Source organism: Stenotrophomonas sp. STEN038 (genome assembly GCF_056759895.1).
In genome coordinates this window covers 1-20382 of sequence record NZ_JBRRDW010000065.1, presented here as the reverse complement: position 1 = coordinate 20382, position 20382 = coordinate 1, and the positions used below count along the sequence as shown (strand labels likewise).

The following is a 20382-nucleotide window of genomic DNA, read 5'->3' as shown; positions in this document are numbered from 1 at the left end:
ATTTGTAGGCTTGCCGGGTCTTGCTGGTGATCTTGCCTGCAGACATGACTGTCTCCCAATGCTACCCCCAACAGAGGCTAGCTCTGTCTAGGAAATCCTGGGAACTCCAGACCAGCCCTGTCGTAATGTCATTTCTGCCGGCGATTCGGGCCTTCCAATCTTCTATTCCGTAAGCCACCAAGTCCCTCCAGCTCTTATGAAAAACCCATCAATTATTTTGAATGATCGCGAACTAGTTGCAAATGAATCGTAGAAAGTTCTGTTAATACAGAAAAATTAAAAGCGTCCGCAATAACCGGGTGCAAACAAATCTAATCATTCGCACCAGGAGAACTCACTTGCAACAGTTTCCATGATTCGTTGCCGACATCTCTCCGAATCACTGCGAACCAATGCATAAAAGTAAGGCTTCCCCGCGCATACCCCCCTGTCTCTTTACCATCCATCGCAAAGAACAGATGCTTACCCTGACTAACAGCAACTATCGCAGGACCAGATGGCGTGATCGTAAGTCCAAGATGCTTTGGGGCCGGAGGAGCCCCGGTGGTCACCTCGCCGTCTGCGTACCAGCTAAAGCCCTCGGAAAGCCCAACCGCCACGTCGCTTTCATCATCACGTACACGCCAGAGTGGCTGCCCATATTCGCCTGCGAGGTTGAGCAAGTATTTGTTCCCATCATGCATCTGAACTTTAACGCGCCAAAACCCATCGACGAACAACAACTCGCCAACATCAGCGGCACCGGTAGTCTTCTGCACAAATACACGCAAGTCCATTCCGCTATCTCCAAGCGCCTCCTTCCAAGGCTCAGGAAATGTACTTCAAACGAACACACTAAAATAGCTGGCAGCGCAGGGTTTCCTGAGCCACCAAGCCGTCTCCCGCGCTCTAGACCAACATCCCGCCAGTGGATGGGGATAGGGTGGGGGCAGCCCCACCCGCCTACCCCCACCCTGAAACCATTGCGCCCCAATGGTTTCGGGTGATTGTGGGGGTAATGGGGGCAATGTGGCGGCATTCTCTAACCTCCCCATAAAACAGGGTTAAAGGGGTACATCCTTAGCGCCCTCTTATCCTGTTCCGTTCCAACTCATATAGATAGATACCCCCATTACCCCCATAGGGAACGAAAAGCCTGGTGCCGCAATGGATCCGGACATGGGGGTAATTTTTTCACTACCCCCATACCGTCCTCATTACCCCCACCCCGATGCACAAAAAAGCCCCGCCATAGGCAGGGCCGACTGATGATCGTCGTCAGGGTCAGAACGGCGGGACCCCTGGCACCTGCCACTGGCGCACCTTGTGTCGAATGCGCTGGGGCAGTTCCAGGTCGCACAGAACACGCACGGCCTCATTCGCCTGAGCGCGGGTAGCTTTGTCGTAACCCACGGCGGCAAGGACCTCGCGAGCATTCAACCATCGCCCAACATCCTGCACCTGATCGCCGCAAAGGCTACGGATCGCATCCGCGATTGGATCGGTTGCAGTGAAGGTGTCATTGCTGTTGCTGAGTCGCGTAAGTTCGGTGGCGCTCAGATCCCAAGTCCGAAGGCCAGGGCCTTCGCGATGCTCAGCACGGAACCAGGTCAACACTTCAGCCCACAGCTGCTGGGTATCGATAGCGTGATTGATGTCCAGGCGCTCCACCGGAAGCGTCCACCACCGCGCGTTGCCGGTCGGATCGTGCAAGAACTGTTCGTCGTTCACACTGGCGAAAAAGACAGTCCTTCGCTGAATCTGCTCCGCCTGGGCCGCATACGGCTTCCGGTAGACATCTTCGGATCGACTGATAAAGCCCTTCAGCGCGGCGATATCTGCTTTCCGGAACGTGGCATCAAGTTCGCCAAGTTCACCCAGCCAACAGCTTGTCGCGCGCAGCACGTCATCAGTGTTGCGCGGGTCAATGATCAACCCTTCACGGATCAGGTCCTTCTGTCGGAAATCGACAAGTCGTTTAAACCAAGTCGTTTTTCCCGAAGCTTGCGGACCTTGGAAAACAAGCACACCACGGCTTGAGAACCCCTCCGGCACATACGCAGCCGCGACGGCAGAAATAAGCCACTTGCGCAGGAGCAGTGGCGCCCACTGCTGATCGAAACCATCCCTGAGCATGATGGTCGCGACCAAGTCGTCGAACCGCGTGACACCATCCCACGGCTTGGATTCGATCCACGTCGCGACTGGGTTGTAAGGCCGCTGACTGGCAACCGTTGCAACGAACCGCTCCACGTTCGCTGCTGGGAACCCGGTAGACGCGCACAGGGAAAGAATGCGGCTCATGGCTGAGTTGCGCACGTTGTCGGCGCAAACCGCCAAGCTACCAGGGAAGTTGATTTCCAAGTCCTTCGAAATCACGTTGTAGCGCACAGTGATACTCGCGCGGCGCATCAACTCGGCGACGTTATCAATCGTCGCCAGCGGGCGGCCTTTGCCGTCCACCTCAGGGAACGGCGTGTAACCATCCACGGCACGCGGATCGAAGTCGGGCAGGGTGTCGTTACCTTCCTGGTCAACGATAGCCGCAGGCATCGGCGGCATCAGCTGCCGCTGCACCACGTCGATTCCTTCGCGCTGTTGCAGATCGTTGAAGTCGGTCGGCCTGTCGTCCAGGTCGGCGAACTCAGGCACCACCAGGCGGCCACGCACAGCGAATGTGGCGCGCTCGGCGAAGTGAACGCCGGGGTTTTCGATTTCACCCATCTTCGACCAGCGGTCATGGTCAGCTGCGATAACGAAATTCACGCCAGGCATCAGCGCGCGCAGGTCTTCGGCCACGGCCACCATGTTGCCGGCGTCGAACGCCACGGCCACGCACCAGCCAGTGGCGTCGTGGATCGTGGCACCAGTGGCGTACCCTTCGCACACGACGATGGTTTCGCCATCGCGTGGCGGCGATCCGATCATGAAGAACCCGCCGCGCTTGCGGCCTCCCTGCATGAAGTCCTTATCGCGGCCCATCGGGTTGTTCTTGTCTGGAAAGATGGCCTGCATCGACACAATCTTTCCGCTGGTGAGCATAACTGGCACCAGTAGTGCGTCAGGAACGCGCAGCCATTCCTCGCCGTCGTCATTGCATTTAGACCATGTGGCAAGGCGCAGCCCGTAGGAGCGCACGCCCTTACGCACCAGGTAAGGGTGCGAGTCGTCAGCCGGAACGGCGTCCTGCCATAGCAGATTAACAACCCTTGCAGCTTCGCCCTGGCGCTCCTTTTCCTCGCGTTCGCGCTCAGCTTTCGCTTGTGCCATGCGCGCTGAAATCTGCGCGCGTTCGTCGTCTGTCAGTTCGTTGTGGCCCTTTGCGCACCATGTATGCGCAGCACCATCCTTCCACGTCCCGAACGAACCTGCTGGGATGTTGTCGCAAAACAGGCACGCCCAACCGTTACGCGATCCCCTGCGGTCGCCCTTGACGTGGAAGCGGACCATTTTCCCGTCAGCCTCAATACTCCCGCGCGTGAATACAGGAAGGATGCCGACTTCAGCCATCGCCGACAGGAAGGCTTCAATAACCTGGCGCTCCACTTGTTGCACGCTGTTGCGACGACGGATATATTGACCCTGCCGAGTCGCTCCGGCATCTGTAATTTGCTTCAACGACACCCCGGTTGCCGCCGGGGTTTCGTTTGTCTGGCGCTCACTCATTAGGCGATCACCCCGCCATCGCCGGTGACGGCATTAAGGAAGCGCACCAACTCGGATTCCCTGAAGCACAGACGCTTACCAACCCGAGTCCCACGAAGTTTTCCTGAGCGCGTCAGATTCCAAAGCGCGGTACGGCCGATACGAAGTAATTCCATCACTTCGTCCACTGAAATTAGTTTTTCCATGTTTGCGGTTACTCGCTTATTGTTTCGCCTGATGCGGAAATATTCCGTCCAAGGACTGATCGGTTTCGACTTGCAGAATTTCCGCGTCTGCCCCTGCCAGGTGAACTTCGCGCAGGACAAGCGGAACCCACACCGCGACGAAATCGACAAGGTTCTGAAGCAATCGAATCTTCCAGCGATGTGCGCCTTTCGCGTTGGAAGCGTGCCCCTTGATCACGCCAGCCGTATAACCCATCCATCGTTCCTCGAGTCCGTGGATCATTGCCAGGCAAATGCAATAGCGCCACGCAGCCATGCTCTGTGCGCAGACACTAGGATTCATCACCAAGATGCGCAGCTGCGCTTTGGCGCACTCACGCCAAAACCACAGAGGCGGCAATTTCCGTAGTGCCGCGCGAACCGCTGCCGCGTCAGTCTGGTCGTGAACTTGACGGGTATCGGGTTCGCCTCGGGGTTGCTCAGACGCCGCGTCCTTACCGACGCGGCGTTTCTTTTGGCCTCGCATCAACCGGCGGCCTCCACGCTGGCGAACCTATTGGCGATCCAGCGATCAACGGCGGCTGGATTCCAGCCAACCGCGCGCTTGCCGATCTTCACTTGTGCGGGGAAGGTTCCCTCCGCGATATCGCGATAAAGCGACGCACGGCTACGGCCAGTCCTGGCGATGACACTCGGCAGGCGTTCTATTTCAAGTCGATTGTTTTTTGACACGGTGTTGATCCGTCGTTTGATTGACGGCACCCATGCTATGAGCTTTTTTCGCAACAACAACAAGCGCGCAGAACGTCTCAACCCGGCGCGTTACCGCTACTTCACGCTCAATCATTCTCGATCATGGCGCATCACAAGCGGCAATCCAATCCGTTCACCCTCCGTTTGGCTTGGCAGCACGCGTCAATTATTCACGCCACCCGACTGCGCAAACTTAGCCCAATCGGCCATCAGTGCGCGGCGCTTGGAAAGTAGGTCGCCGCGTCGATAGGCGGCCTCCACTTTATTGACGATCACATGGGCCAAAGCTGCCTCCGCAATCTCTCGCGGTGCATCAGTGCATTCTGCACACCAATCCCGAAAAGTGCTGCGGAAACCGTGCGGCACAGCAACGCGTGCAATGCCGCTCTTATCTAGCGATTTTGGATCAAAAAAGCCCGCACCACCCGCCTTGATATCGGCCGCGTGCATATCCTTGATGACCTTCGCCAAGGTTGCGTCGGATAGCTCGCCACCAGTTGGGGAAGCGAACACCAGGCTGATGCCATCCAGACGCGGAACTTCCGCCAGAATATCCAAGGCACGCCGACACAATGGGACCACGTGTTCCCGACCAGATTTCATGCGTTCGGCAGGAACCGTCCAAGTCTTAGCGCCCAGGTCTATTTCAGACCAAACTGCACCGCGTACCTCACCGGATCGTGCGGCGGTCAAAATCTGAAACTCCAACGCACGTGCTGCACCTGACCGCTGGCGCAATGCCAGAAAGAACCGCTGCAACTCGCCATAAGGTAGTGCAGGTTGACTCCGCACCTTCGCCACCTTCGACGGCTTGGCAAGGATATGTTCCAAATTCCCCCGCCACCGTGCAGGGTTCTCACCCGTGCGATGTCCTGCCACTGTCGCCCAATCAAGCACCGCCTCGATTCGCATCCGTACCCGACTCGCCGTCTCGGTCCGCGTCGTCCAGATCGGGGAAAGCACGGACTCGATGTGTTTCAACTCAATTGCATCAACGGGCATGGAGCCGAGAATGGGGCTGGCATAGGTCGCCAGCGTATTGCGCCACTGCTCCCCATGCTTGGCGTTCTTCCATTCAGGGGACTTAGCTGCAATCAACCGGTGCGCTGCATCATCAAATGCCATCGATCTACCGGCCCGCTCCCGCACGGCCTGCCGCGATGACTTTGGCATTCCCCCTTCGCCAAGCACTCGACGGCACTCGGCGACCTTAGCCCTGGCCGAAGCAAGCCCAGTCGTGGATAGACCACCCAAGCCAAGTTCCTTCCGCAAGCCATCACGCTGAAACCGGAATACCCAGCTGGCACTGCCCCCTTTCGCCACCTGAAGCAGTAGACCACCTCCATCCGCGTGATAGCCAACCCGCGCTTTTCCACGCCTTGCGGCATCAACAAGCGCAGCAGACAGACGATTGATAGCAGCCATTTACCCACCTTTTTACCCATGTTTCGTGCCGAGATGATAGCACCCAACAGGATCCAAAGTGAGACGTTATGACTATGATAATACTTATGCATCAATTACTTATCGTTAAGTACGATGATGCACGGTGATCGTCCGTTATGTGAGTTCTGCGGACCCTCTCTCCGCCAGATAAAAAGAAAAGGCCGCCCATCGGGTGGCCTTTTCTTTTTATCCAGGGGAAAGCATGGGAGACGAGAACCCCAATGGGTTCGACCGCCGGTGCAGCCGGCGGGACGGCGCAGCCGCTCGAAGGGTGGAGGTGCGAAGCACCAAATCAACCCCCCTCTCTCCGCCAGATTACGCAAACCTCCTGAGCAATCAGGATTCTTTGCATTCTGAGCCGGCCATTGGTCGGCACCGGATATCAAACCCGTCAGTTCGAACAAAGCAGACGCCAATAGTGCTGCTCGATATCGGTCACCACAGGCAAGCACCAACTCTGAGCTTGGCTTGTCTGGATATACAGCACCCGCACCCTTCGCAGTCCAAGCAACAGCAATCCGTCAATGCAACATCCTATTTATTGGATGGAGGCTCCGCCTTGGCAGCGGGTGCAGACAAAGCAGCCTGATACTCAAGATGAATCAGCGGATAGGGCCTGCCCTGGTCATCAAATGGCGAACGGCCCGTACGTTTGAATCCCAGTTTTTCGTAGAAACCAATCGCTTGAGCATTCTGCTCATTGACGTCGGTAGTCATCCGGGAATGAAAACCAAGACCGTGGCGCACCAGAGCGGCACCAATTCCAGTGCCGCGGCAAGCCGGGTCTACAAACAGCGCCTGCATATGTCCGCTATCAATGAGCATGAAGGCGAGCGGGTAATCGCTTGCGTCCACCGCAAGCAGGAGCACCGCTTGAGGCAGAAAACCGCACACCATCTCGTCAATGGCAAGACGATCCTCCGGCGACAGAAAATCATGCGTGGCGTCCACCGCATTCCGCCATATTTCAACGACGCGCTCACCGTCTTCAGGCCGGGACTCTCTGATTCCTATCATTGCAATGACTCCCCCAACTTGGAATTTGTATACAGCCCCCACGAAGAGGGTCGCTTGCGATGGTTGATTTTGATTGAAGAAGCGCCGGCAGGAGGAGCGCTGTGGCGAAACATTCGATGTCGACGTCACAAGTTACCTCGCATGCCCAACCGCGACGGTCACCGCCGGGACAAGCACCGAGGAACATCCAGCCACAGTTGCAGTTGCAAAGGCGTGCCGCTGACTGACGGGACGAGCACATGCCAGCCCCCTCATCGACATGCTAGTTTTGCCATATTAGACCGATCTAAAAGGTGCGGGATGAAGCAGCTTGGCGCGACCCTGTTAGTGCTTGCAGCAACCGTGGCAACCTCCTCGTTGGCAGCGCCTTCAGCGCTAGCGGCCTCACCCGCCGCAAACGAAGCCGCCTACGCCGCCGTGAACCCCTTCATCGGTACCGGTGGCGAGGGTCATACCTATCCGGGCGCGACCATCCCTTACGGCATGGTCCAGCTGTCGCCCGATACCCGCATCCAGTCGCGCAAGAACGGCTATGGCTGGGCGGCGGGCTACCGCTATGACGACAACACCATCGTCGGTTTCTCGCACACACACTTTTCCGGCACCGGCCATTCGGATCTGGGTGATCTGCTGTTGATGCCGACTACCGGTGCGTTGAAGCTGGAGCGCGGCAATCCGGATCAGCCTTTAAGTGGCTATACCTCGCGTTTCAGTCATGCCAGCGAAACCGCGCAGCCTGGTTATTACGCGGTGACGCTGGACGACTACAAGGTGCGCGCCGAGCTCACCGCCAGCGCGCGCGTTGGCATGCACCGCTACAGCTTCCCGGCTGGCAAGCCGGCGCATGTGGTGCTCGACCTGCGTACCAGCATGTATGACTACCCGGGCAAGATCCTGTGGTCGCGGGTGCGGGTGCGGGCCGATGGCACGGTCACCGGCTTCCGCGAGACCCGCGGCTGGGCGCCGGGCCGGCAGCTGTACTTCGCGATGCGTTTCTCGCAGCCGCTAAGTAGCCATCAGCTGCACGACACCGAGCAGGATGTGGCCTACAAGGGCTTCCCGCCGCCGGGCGAGAAGGACCCGACGCAGCGCGCGCAGATCGAAGGCCGGCAGTTGGTTGCGGCCTTTGATGTGGTGCCGGAGGCCGGCAAGCCCTTGCTGGTGAAGGTCGCGATCTCGCCGGTCAGCGAGGAAGGTGCGATTGCCAACCTCGATGCGGAGGCGCCGGGTTGGGATTTCGATGGCATGCGCGCTACCGCCAAGCAGCAGTGGAGCAAGGCGCTGGGTGCGGTCGAAGCGCAGGGCAGCGCGGACGAACGCACCCGCTTCTACACCGCGCTGTATCACACGCTGCTTGGGCCGACCTTGTTCATGGACAGCGATGGTCGTTATCGCGGGCCGGACAACGCGGTGCATCAGGCAAAGGGGTGGACGAACTATTCGACCTTCTCGCTGTGGGACACGTATCGCGCCCTGCACCCCTTGGCCACGTTGGTGCAGCCACCACAGCGCACCAATGATTTCGTCAACTCGCTGCTGGCCTCACGCCGCGAAAGCCCTTATGGCGTGCTGCCGGTGTGGTCGTTCCACGGCCTGGAGACCTGGTGCATGATCGGCTACCACGCGGTGCCGGTGATCGCCGATGCCTATATGAAGGGCATCCGTGGCTATGACACCGAAGATGCCTTGCAGGCGATGGTCGCCAGCGCCAACTACGGTCCGTATGACGGCATCGCGCAGTACCGCGAGCTCGGCTATGTGCCTATCGATGAGGAAGGCGAAGCAGCCAGCAAGACGCTGGAATATGCCTATGACGACTGGACCATCGCGCAGGTGGCCAAGGACATGGGCAAGACCGAAGTGGCGAGCGAGTTCAACAAGCGTGCGGCGAACTGGAAGCATGCCTTCGACCCGGGCACCGGCTTCATGCGTGCGCGAAAGCGCGATGGCAGTTTCCGCGAGCCGTTCGATCCCAGCGCCAGTGGTTACGGCACGGACTTCACTGAAGGCAATGCCTGGCAGTACTCGTGGTATGTGCCGCAGGATGTCGCCGGCTTGGCTGCGGCGCATGGTGGCAGCGACAAGTTGCTGCAGCGCTTGGACGATGTGTTTGAAGCCAAGGTTGATCCGTCGATCTTCGCGCACATGGAAGACATCACCGGACTGATTGGCTGGTACGCACATGGCAACGAACCCAGCCACCATGTTGCCTACCTGTATGCACATGCCGGGCAACCGTGGCGCACGCAGGCGCGCCTGAAGCAGATCATGGACACGCAGTACGCGGCGCGCCCGGATGGCTTGGCGGGCAATGACGATCTTGGGCAGATGTCGGCTTGGTATGTGTTTACTGCGCTGGGTTTCTACCCGGTCACGCCGGGTAGCAATCAGTACATCATTGGCCGGCCGTTCCTGCCGCAGGCGACCTTGAATCTGCCGGATGGGAAGCGCTTCAGCATCGTTGCTACCGGGCTGGATGCAGCGCATACGTATGTTGGTTCGGTGAGCCTCAACGGCAAGCCGTTGGATCGTGCTTATGTGACGCACCAGGAGATTGTTGCTGGAGGGGAGCTGCGGTTCACGATGCAGGCTGAGCCGAACAAGTCTTGGGCTGCGGATGCGGCGACGTTGCCTTATTCGATGTCGCGTTGATTGGGATGTTTGATTTTTATCGCGCTACTCGGCGGTAAAAGCACGCTTCGCGCTCCCCTCTCCCCAACCCCTCTCCCGCAAGGGGAGAGGGGCTAAAGCTAAAACCGAAGCCAAAGCAGCCCCCTCCCCGGCTGCTAGATTGCAGCCTATGCCGATACGCCCCTACCAACCCGCTGATGCCGATGCCTGCCTGTCGCTGTTCGACAGCAATGTGCCCGAGTACTTCACGCCAGCCGAACGCACTGAATTCGCGCAGTTTCTGCAGCGCGATGCGCAGGGTTGTGACTATCAGCTGATCGAGCACGATGACCGGGTTGTCGCCTGCGGCGGCTTGGCGATACGGGCCGATGGCGTCGCCGTTTTCTGCTGGGGCATGGTCGAGCGCAGCCTGCATCGGCAGGGGTTCGGCAGGCAATTGAGCCTTGCGCGTTTACAGCAGGCCCGACAGAGCCCGAACGCGCGGCGCGTGGAGCTCAGCACCAGTCAGCACACGCAGGACTTCTACGCGCAGCTCGGTTTCACCGTGACCCGGGTCGTGGCGGATGGCCACGGCCCGGGCTTGGATGCGGTCGAGATGGTGTTGGAACTGCGCGAGGACTGAAGCAGCTATCAGCTGCTGGACAGCTTCATCAGCACCAGGCCGCTGACGATCAGCACCGCGGCGCCAATACGCATCGCGCTGATCTGCTCGCCGAGGAAGATGATGCCAATGATGAACGCGCCCACCGCGCCGATACCGGTCCAGATCGTATAGGCGGTGCCCAGCGGCAAGGTGCGCATGGCCAAGGCCAGCAACCAGAAGCTGGCGATCATGCCGATGATGGTGACGATGCTGGGAACCAGCTTGGTGAAACCGTGGGATTGCTTCATTGCCAGCGCCCAGACGATTTCCAGCACACCAGCGATCACGAGATAGATCCAAGCCATACAGCCTCCTAGAGAAGCCAGGCCGTCCTGGGTGAAGTCCCGTGATGGGCGGAGGTCGTCCTCCGTTGGGTGGGCATTCTATCCAAGGCGGGCGTCTGGGGCCGCTAACCGGCGGCTGCGGGTTACACGGGGTTCAAGCCGGAACGCTGGTCGGCTGGTGCATGCATACGTTACAATCGCCGCACACGATCAGGACCTGCTCCAGTTTGTGTCCGATCCATGAAGCATCGGCGGCTGATGATCGCATCGCCCCAGCCTCTCGTATCGTGAATGGCCGCGCCTAGCGCGGCCAAACCGTCTCTATGGTGGCCCCGTCGGCCCCTCGCGACGCTAGGTCGAAAATCCCGCCAGGGCCGGAAGGCAGCAACGGTATCGATCGACGCGGGCGCCGAGGTAAGCCGGCGGGGTCGCCACCTTTTTGGGCCCTTGAAAATCATTCCGTTCTTGAAGCGGTGATGACGCCTGCGTGCCTTGTAGCCCGGCTAAACGCCGCGCATCCGGGCTTTGGGTCGGGCCGGGCTTCTGCCCGGCGATCAACTGGTTGCCGACCACGAACTAGCTTTTATTGGTTGCGAGCTACCCGGCATGCGTGCCGGATGCGCTGCGCTTACCCGGGATAGCTTGCTGCGGAGGGTTCGGGCGGGGCTGAAAGAGGCTGGCTTCGGTCTTGCCCTCACCCCAACCCCTCTCCCGCATACGGGAGAGGGGCTTAGTGATCATTGCTTGGAGTTACTGGGGCCTACGTGCGCCCAAGCTCGGCGGAGCCGAAGCCCGACGCTCAGCCCTCAAACGGCTCCGCACGCGGCGCCGTCGGCTCGGCCAGTGCCACGCACTCGCCCGGCATCGCCACGCGGTGGCCGCGTGCGCGCAAAGCATCGCCATCGGCGGCGCTGGCGTAGTGGTAAAGCATCATCCGCGCCTGGGTGGCGGTGTCGTATTCGCGCTCCAGGTCGTCAACGCCGGTATGCGAAGGATTGCCGTGCAGTCCGCAGTCGTGGGCTATCAATTCGTTGTCATCGGCAAATCGCGCCAGCATTTCCGGGATCGGACGGGTATCGCCGCTCCATACCAGCGCGCCCTGCAGACGCAGGCCGTAGGCGGTTTCCGGCCAGTGGTGGCGTACCGGGAAGACTTCCAGTCGCAGGCCGTCATGCCAGAACGCATCGCCAACCACGATCAGCTGGAAGGCATCCCAGAAGTTGGCGCCGCCCTCGGCCAGTACGTTCGGGTAGTCGCCTACCCGCTTGTGCAGCAGCGGCACCAGCGGTGCCGGCACGTATAGCCGCACCTTGCCGCGCCGTTGTGGATTGAAGAAGGCATCGACGAACAGGCGCTCGAAGCCAGCCACATGGTCCAGGTGGATATGGGTGACGAACACCGCATCCGGCATGGCGCCGTAATGGTTGCGGTAAGCAGTCAGTCCTTCGCCGCCGCAATCGATGGTCAGCCACGGCTGGCCGCCGTGCTCGATCACCGACATCGGCGAGCCCAGCTCCACCGCCGACGCATTGCCGACGCCAAGGAAACGCAACGCCCAACTCATGTCACACGCCCCGGTTCCAGGCCAGATCATAGGCGCGGCGCAGCCGCGCATAGTCCTGCTCCACGTCCTCGCGGCTGCGCGCGCCGCGCAGCTTGAGCAGGGAGCGCAGCAGGCGCTTGAGGTTGCGCTCGCGCCAGCGGGTGGCGGGAATGCGCAGCACGCCGCGATCGAAATCGATCAGCCAACCACGGCGGGCGTCATCAAACAGGATGTTGTGGGCATTCAGATCAGCGTGATCCAGGCCCGCACGGTGGAAGCGCGCAATCATCCGCCCGGCCTCTTCCCACGGCGCGCCGCGCCCGGCCACCTGCGCGTGATCGGCCAGCGAGCGCACGTCTTCCAGCCGCTCCATCAGCAGTGCCGCCTTGTAGCGCAGGCCTTCGCGCATATAGAACGCGGCGTAGGGACGTGGCACCGGCAGCTTCTGCGCAATCAGCTCGCGCATCAGGCGGAACTCGGCAAAGCTGCGCGTCCGGTTGGCACCACGCCACAGATAGCTACTGTGGCTGAGCTTGGCGGCGACGCCGCCGCGCAGGTACTGGCGCAGCACACTGCGACCGAACGGCGCGTCGATGAACCATGCGCCGCCACGTCCGCCATCGCCCACCGGATGGGCCTTGCTGCCCCACTGCGCAGGCGCGAACAAACCGGGATCGGCTTGCCGCAGGCGTTCGCGGTCGAACAGAATGGCGCCATAGCCGCGACCATCGCGGCAGGGCGTCAGCGCTTCAGTGGCGTCAAATGCGACCATCTTTACGAGTCTAACAACACATGCCTGCATCGTCGTCCCCGTTGTGTCTTTTGCGCCTCTCGGCATTGGGCGATGTCACCCATGTGGTTCCGCTGGTACGCACCCTGCAGCAGGGCTTTCCGGGCACGCCGCTGCATTGGGTGATCGACAAGGCCGGCCACAAGCTGCTTGATGGCTTGCCCGGGGTCAGCTTCCACGTCTACGACAAGAACAGCGGCTTGGCCGGAATGCGTGCGCTGCGTCGCGAATTCCCGGCGGGCCGTTTCGATGCACTGCTGCAGATGCAGGTCGCCGCGCGCGCCAACCTGCTGTCGGCCTTCATCCCGGCCAAGCGCCGCATCGGCTACGACAAGTCACGCTCCAAGGACCTGCACGGGCTCTTCATCAACGAGCGCATCCCCGATCGCCCTGGCATCCACGTGCTCGACGCCATCGGCAGCTTCTGCGAGCCATTGGGCCTGAAGCAGACCGAGGTCAGCTGGGACCTGGCCACACCGCCGGCGGCCCACGAGTGGGCGCGCGCGCAATGGGAGGAAGATGGCCGCCCGGTGTTGATGATCTCGCCCTGCTCCAGCCACCAACGCCGCAACTGGTACGCCGAGCGCCATGCCGCACTGGCCGACCACGCTGCAAGCCAGGGCTGGCGAGTGGTGCTGTGTGGCGGCCGCAGCGAGTTGGAGCGCAGCACCAGCGACGCCATCCTCGCCGCGATGAAGCACCCAGCGCTGGACCTGGTCGGCAAGGACACGCTCAAGCAGCTGCCCGCGCTGCTGGCCCGCGCCTCGCTGCTGGTCACCCCGGACTCGGGCCCGATGCATATCGCCAATGCGGTCGGCACCAAGGTGCTGGGCCTGCATGCGGCCAGCAACCCGGCACGCAGCGGCCCATATTCCGACCGCCGCTATTGCGTGGACCGCTACGACGATGCCGCCCGTCGTTATCTCAACAAGCCCGCCAGCGCGCTGAAATGGGGCACCAAGATCGAGTTCGACGACGTGATGTCGTTGATCACGCTGGAAGATGCGATTGCCGCGTTCGAGCGTTATCGCGCGGATCATCATAGCTAAGCAGCTGCGGAGCCCCCTTTATGTAGGGGCGGCGTGATTTTGTAGGAGCGGCGTAAGCCGCGAAGCTGGCCATCCTGCGCCGCCCGGCATTCCTGCCTTCTGCTGATCTACGAGCTTCGCGGCTTATGCCGCTCCCACAACGCAGATCTAGGCTTTGTTTGTGGGAGCTGCGTCAGCTGCGAAGCTGGCTGTGCTGAAGCTTTGGGCATCACCGCCATGTACTGATGTACGAGCTTCGCGGCTTACGCCGCTCCTACAAAACCGATTCAGCCCGCGCGGTAGTCCTGGTAGGACTTCTCTTCCACGTAGCTGGAGCCCAGGGCCAGATTGATGTCCTTCTTGATGCGCGCGCGCTCATCGTTCTGGATGTAGACGCTGCGGGCCAGCTGCACGAACGAATCGTCGAAGGCCTGCGCTTTCTCTTTCAGGCGGATGTCGTCTTCGATATCCCACAGGCGTTCATTGACCGCCTTCAGCTCGGTACGCAGCGCCGTGATGTCCTGCGCGGCGGCCGGGTGCGCGGCCCAGGTGCTGTCCAGCGCGTTCAACTCATTGCGCACATTGGCCAGCTTTGCCGCATCGCTCATGCGCTCGGACTTGATCTGCAGGATGGAGATCTTGTCGAGCAGTTCGCCAAAAGACACCGGCACCAGAATTTCGGACATGAAGGACACCTTCGTAACGTGGCCGCTAGTTTAACCGCTCGCAATCAAGCCGCCGGAGCAGGATTAACGGTAGATGCCCTGCAGCCGGAGGCGGCTTGCACCAATCCACCCGTCAAATGATAATGATTCTCATTATTGGATATGAGAAAGATCCATGCGCGTCGATTCCTCCCTCTTCCCGCTGGTCTGGCTGGACCATGATCCGGCCAGCGCAGACAGCACGGACAAGGTGCTTGCAGACATGTCCGAGCTGTTGGCCCGCGAACAAGCCTTCGTTTACCTCGCTTCGGGCGGGTTCGACCAGCCCGAACCGGATATCGACGAACGGCGCAAAGTCGCCAACTGGATGAAGGCCAACAAGCCCGCCATCGTTCGCTTGATCAAAGCACACCTGCACATCGCCAACAGCGGCGATGCCCTGCACAAGGCAACCGAGTTCAGCCGCTTTTTCGAAAACTTCTGGGGCTACCCGATGCTGGTCGTTGCCACCACCGCTGAAGCAGAGGCAAAGGCTGCGGAACTTCTGCACTGAGCAAGCGACAACAGCGCACAGAGGGCCTTGATAACGCCCAAGAAAAAAGCCACCCGAAGGTGGCTTTTTTCAGTATCTGGCGGAGAGGGGGGGATTCGAACCCCCGAGGCGCTATAAACGCCTGCCTGATTTCGAGTCAGGTACATTCAACCGCTCTGCCACCTCTCCAGATGGTCCCCGGCGAACCGGGCTGCGAATAATAAGGGGCATCGGCTGCGCGGACAAGCGGTTTTTAACAAAAAAACGCTATTGGCCATCCAGGCACTGCATTCCGCCAGCCAAACGAGTGTCTGCAGGCGCTTGCCGTACACCTCCATGAACGCGATGATGCAGTGACCTTCACACTTGAAACACCGCCCGATCGGGCACTCATGATCGAATTCGGACACCTCAGCCACGTCGGCCTGCGCCGCCAGCTCAATGAAGACACCTACTACGGTGACGGCGAGCTTGGCCTGTGGCTGGTGGCCGATGGTATGGGTGGACATGCCTGCGGCGAGGTAGCCAGCGCGCTGGCGCGCGAGACCATCGTCCGCGAGGTCCGCAACGGCGCTTCGTTGGTGCAGGCCATCCGCACCGCCGATGAGGAGATCATCCGCACCTCTCGCCGCCGCAACGACAGCCTGCCGATGGGCACCACGGTGGTGGCCGCACGCGTGCAGGGCAATCGTTTCGAAGTGGCCTGGGTTGGCGACAGCCGCGCCTACCTGTGGCGCGACGGCAAGCTGGGCCAGCTCAGCCAGGACCACAGCTATGTGCAGGAATTGATCGCCCAGGGCACGCTCACCGCCGAGCAGGCGCGCGCGCATCCCCACCGCAATGTGGTCACCCAGGCTTTGGGCGTGACCGATCCGGCCCACCTCAACGTCGCCACCATGACCGGCGAACTGCGCCCGGGCATGCAACTGCTGCTGTGCAGTGATGGGCTGACCGAGGAAGTCGACGATGCCGGCCTCACCGAGGCACTGGCCCACGGCGACTGCAGCGCGCAGGAATGCGTGGATGCGCTGGTCGCCGCCGCATTGGATGGCGGCGGCTCGGACAACGTCACCGTCGTCCTGGTCCGCTGCCACTAAGGCAGCGGAATTCCGCTTCAGTCAAAGACCAGCGCGCAATTACCAGGGCGAATCAGGCCGGCTCGCTCGGCGCAGGCGCCGGTTCGCCGTCCCACCATGCGTGACCGGCTTTCTTGCGCAGCCTGGCCAGACGCGCCTCGTGCGCCTCCTGCTCGGACGCGGTGACCAGCACGCGCGGCCGCGGCAACAGCGCCGACACATCGAATGTCTGTACAACACCGCCGGTACTGGTCGATTCGGCTTCCGGCTGACCAAAACCAATTTCCTCCTGGCCCGAAGTCAGCGCGATATAGACATCCGCCAGGATCTGCGCATCGAGCAGGCCGCCATGCAGCGTGCGGTGGGCGTTGTCCACGCCCAATCGCCGGCACAGCGCATCCAGCGAGTTGCGCTGGCCCGGATAGCGCTCGCGCGCCATCGCCAGGGTATCGGTCACCGTCACCCGGTTGGCCAGGCGGCCCTTGCCGGCCAGGCTCATCTCGTTTTCGAGGAAACCCATGTCGAACGAGGCGTTGTGGATGATCAGCTCGGCGCCATCCACATAGGCGAGGAACTCATCCACAACTTCCTCGAAGCGCGGCTTGTCGGCGAGGAAGTCCAGGCTCAGGCCGGTGACTTCCGCGGCGCCGGATTCGAAGTCGCAATCCGGCTTCAGGTAACGGTGGAAGTTGTTGCCGCTGGGGCGCCGCTCAAGCAGCTCCACGCAGCCGATTTCGACCACGCGATTACCCTTCTTCCATTCCAGGCCGGTGGTTTCGGTATCAAGGACGATCTGGCGCATCAGCTACCTCAGTTGCTCGCGGCGCCAGCGCGCACGCGGATTGCAGCATCGCGGGCCAACTGGTCCACGCGTTCGTTGTCCGGATCACCGGAGTGGCCTTTGACCCAGCGCCAATCGATCTGATGGCGCTGGGTGGCTTCATGCAGGCGCTCCCACAGGTCGCGGTTCTTGACCTGGTCGCCACCGGCGGTCTTCCAGTTGCGCCGCACCCAGCTCGGCATCCACTCGGTGATGCCCTGGCGCACGTACTGAGAATCGGTAAACAAGGTGATGTTGCAGGGCTCGCTGAGCGTTTCCAGGCCCATGATCGCAGCCATCAACTCCATCCGGTTGTTGGTGGTGTGGGCTTCGCCACCGGCCAGCTCGCGCTCATGGCCCTTGTAACGCAACAACGCGCCCCATCCACCGGGGCCTGGATTGCCGAGGCAGGCGCCGTCGGTATGTACTTCAATTGACTTCATAGTGTTCCGTTGAATTCAGGTCGCCACCGGGCCGCGCCAACTGACGCGACTGGCCTTGATCGGGCCGATGTAAGCCTCGGTGCGTTTTTCAGCTTCCAGCACGCACAAGGCGCGCAGGGCCGGCAATGCCGTGCCCGGGGTGTTGCCCGACTGCGTCCACAGCGGGCCATAGTGCCGCAGCGAGCGACATCGTATGCCCTGCCGCTGCAATAGTGTCCTGCAACGTGTCACCGAGGGTGGCCGCGCGCCCTGCCACTGCCAGTGCGCACGGTAGGGACTACAGCGATTGAGCAGGGTCAGCCAGACCCGCCCGCCGGGCATCAGCACCCGCGCGCACTCGGACAGCAAGGGCTCAAGCTCCTCGGCCGCCGGGTGCTCGATGACGATGGCCTTGATCGACTCGCTGGGCAGCGGCAACGGCAGAGTGCAGCGCAGATCCCCTGCCCAGCCGGGCGTTTGCGGGTCGCGGTGCAGGTGCAGTCCACGCCCCTGCGGGGAGGGGTCCGGCCGCCAGAAAACGTTTGGCGCCATCCAAAGCCACGGCGGCGAGGGAAATCCGCGCATTTGTTCAGACAGCAGCCGTTGCTCCCATTCGCGCATCGCCTGCGCCCCGGCTTTCTCAAACCAGGGCGAGACTGCAGCTTGACGGGGGGACTTGGCGGCAGGCATTTTCCAATTCTATGCGACTGATCGCCCTGCCCGCATTTCAGGACAACTACATCTGGGCGCTGCAAACGCCCGATGACCGCACGATTTTCGTCGACCCAGGCCAGGCCGGCCCGGTTTTCGAAGCCGCTGCGCAAGGCATGCAGCCTGCAGGTGTCCTGCTCACCCACCACCACGACGACCATATCGGCGGGGTAGCGGAGTTGCGCCAACGCTGGCCGCGGCTGCGGGTGCTGGCGCCGGTAGATGAACGCATCCCGTTGGAATGTGAACGAGTCAGCGAAGGCAACCGGGTAGAATTGTCGGGCTTCGACTTCAGCGTGATGGAAGTTCCCGGTCACACCCGAAGCCATATTGCCTACTACGGCCACGATCATTTGTTCAGTGGCGACATGTTGTTCAGCTTGGGCTGTGGACGCATGTTCGAAGGTACGCCGGCCCAGATGTTGGCCTCGCTACAGCGAATGGCCGCCCTGCCCCCACAGACATTGGTCTGCTGCGGGCACGAATACACGCTGGCCAATGCCGTGTTTGCGCGGCATGTCGACCCCACCAACGCGGCATTGCGACGCCGCCAACAGGAAGCCTCGGACATGCGCAGCAGTTCCCGTCCTACCGTTCCCGCCATCCTGGCGAGCGAACTGGAATGCAATCCGTTTCTGCGGACCGCCGATACCGCCATCGTTGCAGCGATCGCGGCGCGGCTTGGTCGCGCACCCACCGACCAGGTGGAAGTCTTCGCCGAATTGCGGCGGTGGAAAGACGGTTTTCGCGCATGAGGCGGCTCAGTCTGCCGTTGGCGCTGGGGTTGTTGTTGGGCACGGGCAGCGGCGCGCTGGCCGCCCAGACGCTCCCGGTCAGCGCCGGCATGACCCAGAACGTCGCCGCACTGACTGCATTACCGCTGGACCCGGCCTCCCTGCCGGCCCCGACCACCCGTAACGGACGCGAGATCTTCGCCAACTTCCGTGAGGGCCTGGCCGCACCGCAGTGCGACGCCGAAGCCACCAGCGCACGCTGGCGCAAGCAGTTCTCGCACGCCCCGTCGCGACTGGGCAATGTCGAGGATGACGCGCTGCCGCTGTTCGGCTATGTCGTCGACGAGCTGCGCAGCGCCGGCCTGCCGACCGAATTCGCTTTGATCCCCTTCGTTGAAAGCGGCTACCGCCCCGGCGCCCGCAATGCCAGCGGCCCCGCCGGACTGTGGCAGTTCATCGCCACCACCGCCCGCAACCACCGCGTGCCGATGGAGAAAGGCTATGACGGCCGCCTGTCGGCGGTGGACTCCACCCGCGCCGCCGTGCGTTACCTGAAGACCCTGCACGGCATGTTTGCCGGTGACTGGCAGCTGGCGACGATGGCCTATAACGCCGGCGAGTACCGCATCCTGCAGTCGCTGCGTCGTGGCGGCATGAATGCCCAGAACGCGACTGCTTCCGAGTTGCCGGGCCTGTCGCCGATCACCTACGCCTACGTCGAAAAGCTGCATGCCCTGGCCTGCGTGCTGGAACAGTCCGAGAACGAACCTGACCTGATGGCCGCGCTGGACCGGCAGGTGCCGATCCTGAAGGGCCACACCCTGCCGGCCAACACCACCCTGGCGGCCTGGTCGGCACAGAACGCGCTGGATCCGGCCCGCATCGCCCGCCTCAACCCCGCCTTGACCAGCTCACGCTCCGGCACCCGGGTGCTGGCGCCGGCTGCGGCCATTGGCAGCGTAGAGAGCGACAACAGCGAGAGTGTGCTGGTAGCGACCCGCGATGCGGCGCCTGCAGCGCCAGCGAAGAGCAGCAGCCGTCCAGCAGCCCCTTCCCGTGCGGTGGCCTCGGCCAGCAATGGCAGCCGCCACACCGTGCGCAGCGGCGAATCGGCCTGGACCATTGCCCGCCGTTATGGCATTTCGGTGAAGACCCTGCTGTCGTCCAACAACCTGGATGCCAGTGCGGTGCTGAAGCCAGGCATGGTGTTGCGCTACGAAGAAGTGCGCTGAGGCAAGGGCTCCAGCATGAAAGCTACAGACAGAAGCCCGGCCAACAGCCGGGCTTCTGCGTTGATGTAGTGCCGAGCCATGCTCGGCAGGGCGCTACCAGCGCTCCTCCCAGCTTTTGTGGGAGCGGGGGGGGTCACCGCCACCAGGGTGAGGACCATAACCCCCCCCAGTAACGCCATAGTGATTTGAACCAATCCCCAGTAGCACCACACACCCCAATAGAAAAAAAAACCCAAACCCCAGCCC

The 20382-nt window shown here is 61.5% G+C and carries 21 protein-coding genes, 1 tRNA gene, 1 other RNA gene and 1 pseudogene; 8 read left to right on the top strand and 16 right to left on the bottom strand.

All coding sequences use genetic code 11. From position 1 onward, the window contains the following. Positions 1-311 precede the first annotated feature (311 nt). The 8 genes and pseudogenes from ACVOLS_RS19195 to ACVOLS_RS19160 form a co-directional block, all read right to left on the bottom strand. Positions 312-776: a hypothetical protein gene (locus ACVOLS_RS19195; protein ID WP_481546948.1), complete on the bottom strand. Its 465-nt coding sequence runs from the start codon at positions 774-776 to the stop codon at positions 312-314. 487 nt (positions 777-1263) lie between these two features. Beyond that, entirely contained in the window at positions 1264-3645 is a 2382-nt protein-coding gene (locus ACVOLS_RS19190; protein WP_481546947.1) for a VapE domain-containing protein, read from the bottom strand. Continuing rightward, the gene (locus ACVOLS_RS19185) at positions 3645-3830 is read right to left on the bottom strand and encodes a helix-turn-helix domain-containing protein (RefSeq protein ID WP_481546946.1); all 186 of its coding nucleotides are present in this window, start codon (positions 3828-3830) and stop codon (positions 3645-3647) included. The genes ACVOLS_RS19190 and ACVOLS_RS19185 overlap by 1 nt, the downstream gene beginning before the upstream one ends. Positions 3831-3846: 16 nt before the next feature. Next, complete coding sequence (locus tag ACVOLS_RS19180) at positions 3847-4065, bottom strand: hypothetical protein (RefSeq protein WP_481546945.1); 219 nt, start codon at positions 4063-4065, stop codon at positions 3847-3849. Positions 4066-4334: 269 nt separating this feature from the next. Next, complete coding sequence (locus ACVOLS_RS19175) at positions 4335-4541, bottom strand: helix-turn-helix transcriptional regulator (protein WP_481546944.1); 207 nt, start codon at positions 4539-4541, stop codon at positions 4335-4337. Between the two features lie 183 nt (positions 4542-4724). Next, positions 4725-5687 carry a tyrosine-type recombinase/integrase gene (locus ACVOLS_RS19170; RefSeq protein WP_481546950.1) on the bottom strand — a complete coding sequence of 321 codons (963 nt, stop codon included), beginning with the start codon at positions 5685-5687 and terminating at the stop codon, positions 4725-4727. A gap of 36 nt (positions 5688-5723) precedes the next feature. Then, a pseudogene (locus ACVOLS_RS19165) lies at positions 5724-5987 on the bottom strand (Arm DNA-binding domain-containing protein); the annotation flags it as partial. A 555-nt stretch (positions 5988-6542) separates the two neighbouring features. Beyond that, on the bottom strand, positions 6543-7154 hold the full coding sequence (locus ACVOLS_RS19160) for an acetyltransferase (RefSeq protein WP_481546943.1): 612 nt from the start codon (positions 7152-7154) through the stop codon (positions 6543-6545). A gap of 171 nt (positions 7155-7325) precedes the next feature. Between ACVOLS_RS19160 and ACVOLS_RS19155 the strand changes: the two genes are divergently transcribed. Together ACVOLS_RS19155 and ACVOLS_RS19150 are read left to right on the top strand one after the other, a co-directional pair. Next, complete coding sequence (locus ACVOLS_RS19155; RefSeq protein ID WP_481546942.1) at positions 7326-9677, top strand: GH92 family glycosyl hydrolase; 2352 nt, start codon at positions 7326-7328, stop codon at positions 9675-9677. A 148-nt stretch (positions 9678-9825) separates the two neighbouring features. Next, the gene (locus ACVOLS_RS19150) at positions 9826-10278 is read left to right on the top strand and encodes a GNAT family N-acetyltransferase (protein ID WP_481546941.1); all 453 of its coding nucleotides are present in this window, start codon (positions 9826-9828) and stop codon (positions 10276-10278) included. 8 nt (positions 10279-10286) lie between these two features. Here the strand turns inward: ACVOLS_RS19150 and ACVOLS_RS19145 are convergent, their stop codons facing one another. Further along, entirely contained in the window at positions 10287-10604 is a 318-nt protein-coding gene (locus ACVOLS_RS19145; RefSeq protein WP_303749102.1) for a DMT family transporter, read from the bottom strand. 311 nt (positions 10605-10915) lie between these two features. Here ACVOLS_RS19145 and ffs point away from each other — a divergent pair. Then, positions 10916-11012, top strand: an RNA gene (gene ffs / locus ACVOLS_RS19140) — signal recognition particle sRNA small type. 370 nt (positions 11013-11382) lie between these two features. On the opposite strand, the gene ACVOLS_RS19135 is transcribed toward ffs, so the two are convergent. Both ACVOLS_RS19135 and ACVOLS_RS19130 read right to left on the bottom strand, forming a co-directional pair. Next, a complete protein-coding gene (locus ACVOLS_RS19135; RefSeq protein ID WP_481546940.1) occupies positions 11383-12147 on the bottom strand; it encodes an MBL fold metallo-hydrolase in 765 nt (254 codons plus the stop codon). Between the two features lies 1 nt (position 12148). Further along, complete coding sequence (locus ACVOLS_RS19130; protein ID WP_481546939.1) at positions 12149-12898, bottom strand: 3-deoxy-D-manno-octulosonic acid kinase; 750 nt, start codon at positions 12896-12898, stop codon at positions 12149-12151. Between the two features lie 20 nt (positions 12899-12918). Between ACVOLS_RS19130 and ACVOLS_RS19125 the strand changes: the two genes are divergently transcribed. Next, on the top strand, positions 12919-13965 hold the full coding sequence (locus tag ACVOLS_RS19125; protein ID WP_481546938.1) for a glycosyltransferase family 9 protein: 1047 nt from the start codon (positions 12919-12921) through the stop codon (positions 13963-13965). A gap of 266 nt (positions 13966-14231) precedes the next feature. Here ACVOLS_RS19125 and ACVOLS_RS19120 read toward each other — a convergent pair whose 3' ends face one another. Beyond that, complete coding sequence (locus tag ACVOLS_RS19120) at positions 14232-14630, bottom strand: DUF6165 family protein (protein WP_481546937.1); 399 nt, start codon at positions 14628-14630, stop codon at positions 14232-14234. A gap of 154 nt (positions 14631-14784) precedes the next feature. On the opposite strand from ACVOLS_RS19120, the gene ACVOLS_RS19115 reads away from it, so the two are divergent. Then, entirely contained in the window at positions 14785-15162 is a 378-nt protein-coding gene (locus tag ACVOLS_RS19115; RefSeq protein WP_481546936.1) for a hypothetical protein, read from the top strand. A gap of 77 nt (positions 15163-15239) precedes the next feature. Here the strand turns inward: ACVOLS_RS19115 and ACVOLS_RS19110 are convergent. Next, positions 15240-15330 (bottom strand) — tRNA-Ser (locus ACVOLS_RS19110). 203 nt (positions 15331-15533) lie between these two features. On the opposite strand from ACVOLS_RS19110, the gene ACVOLS_RS19105 reads away from it, so the two are divergent. After that, a complete protein-coding gene (locus tag ACVOLS_RS19105) occupies positions 15534-16238 on the top strand; it encodes a PP2C family protein-serine/threonine phosphatase (protein WP_282272066.1) in 705 nt (234 codons plus the stop codon). A 52-nt stretch (positions 16239-16290) separates the two neighbouring features. Here the strand turns inward: ACVOLS_RS19105 and dnaQ are convergent, their stop codons facing one another. The 3 genes from dnaQ to ACVOLS_RS19090 are packed head-to-tail and all read right to left on the bottom strand — an operon-like array spanning position 16291 to position 18011. Continuing rightward, positions 16291-17019 carry a DNA polymerase III subunit epsilon gene (gene dnaQ, locus ACVOLS_RS19100; protein WP_481546935.1) on the bottom strand — a complete coding sequence of 243 codons (729 nt, stop codon included), beginning with the start codon at positions 17017-17019 and terminating at the stop codon, positions 16291-16293. Between the two features lie 8 nt (positions 17020-17027). Further along, a complete protein-coding gene (gene rnhA / locus ACVOLS_RS19095) occupies positions 17028-17480 on the bottom strand; it encodes a ribonuclease HI (protein WP_481514502.1) in 453 nt (150 codons plus the stop codon). A 15-nt stretch (positions 17481-17495) separates the two neighbouring features. Next, positions 17496-18011, bottom strand: coding sequence for a class I SAM-dependent methyltransferase (locus tag ACVOLS_RS19090; RefSeq protein ID WP_481546934.1), 516 nt, complete (start codon positions 18009-18011; stop codon positions 17496-17498). 149 nt (positions 18012-18160) lie between these two features. On the opposite strand from ACVOLS_RS19090, the gene gloB reads away from it, so the two are divergent. Together gloB and ACVOLS_RS19080 are read left to right on the top strand one after the other, a co-directional pair. After that, positions 18161-18925, top strand: a complete 765-nt coding sequence (gene gloB / locus ACVOLS_RS19085; protein ID WP_481546949.1) for a hydroxyacylglutathione hydrolase — start codon at positions 18161-18163, stop codon at positions 18923-18925. After that, on the top strand, positions 18922-20136 hold the full coding sequence (locus ACVOLS_RS19080) for a lytic transglycosylase domain-containing protein (protein WP_481546933.1): 1215 nt from the start codon (positions 18922-18924) through the stop codon (positions 20134-20136). Before gloB ends, ACVOLS_RS19080 begins: the two co-directional genes overlap by 4 nt. The last annotated feature ends 246 nt before the right edge of the window (positions 20137-20382 follow it).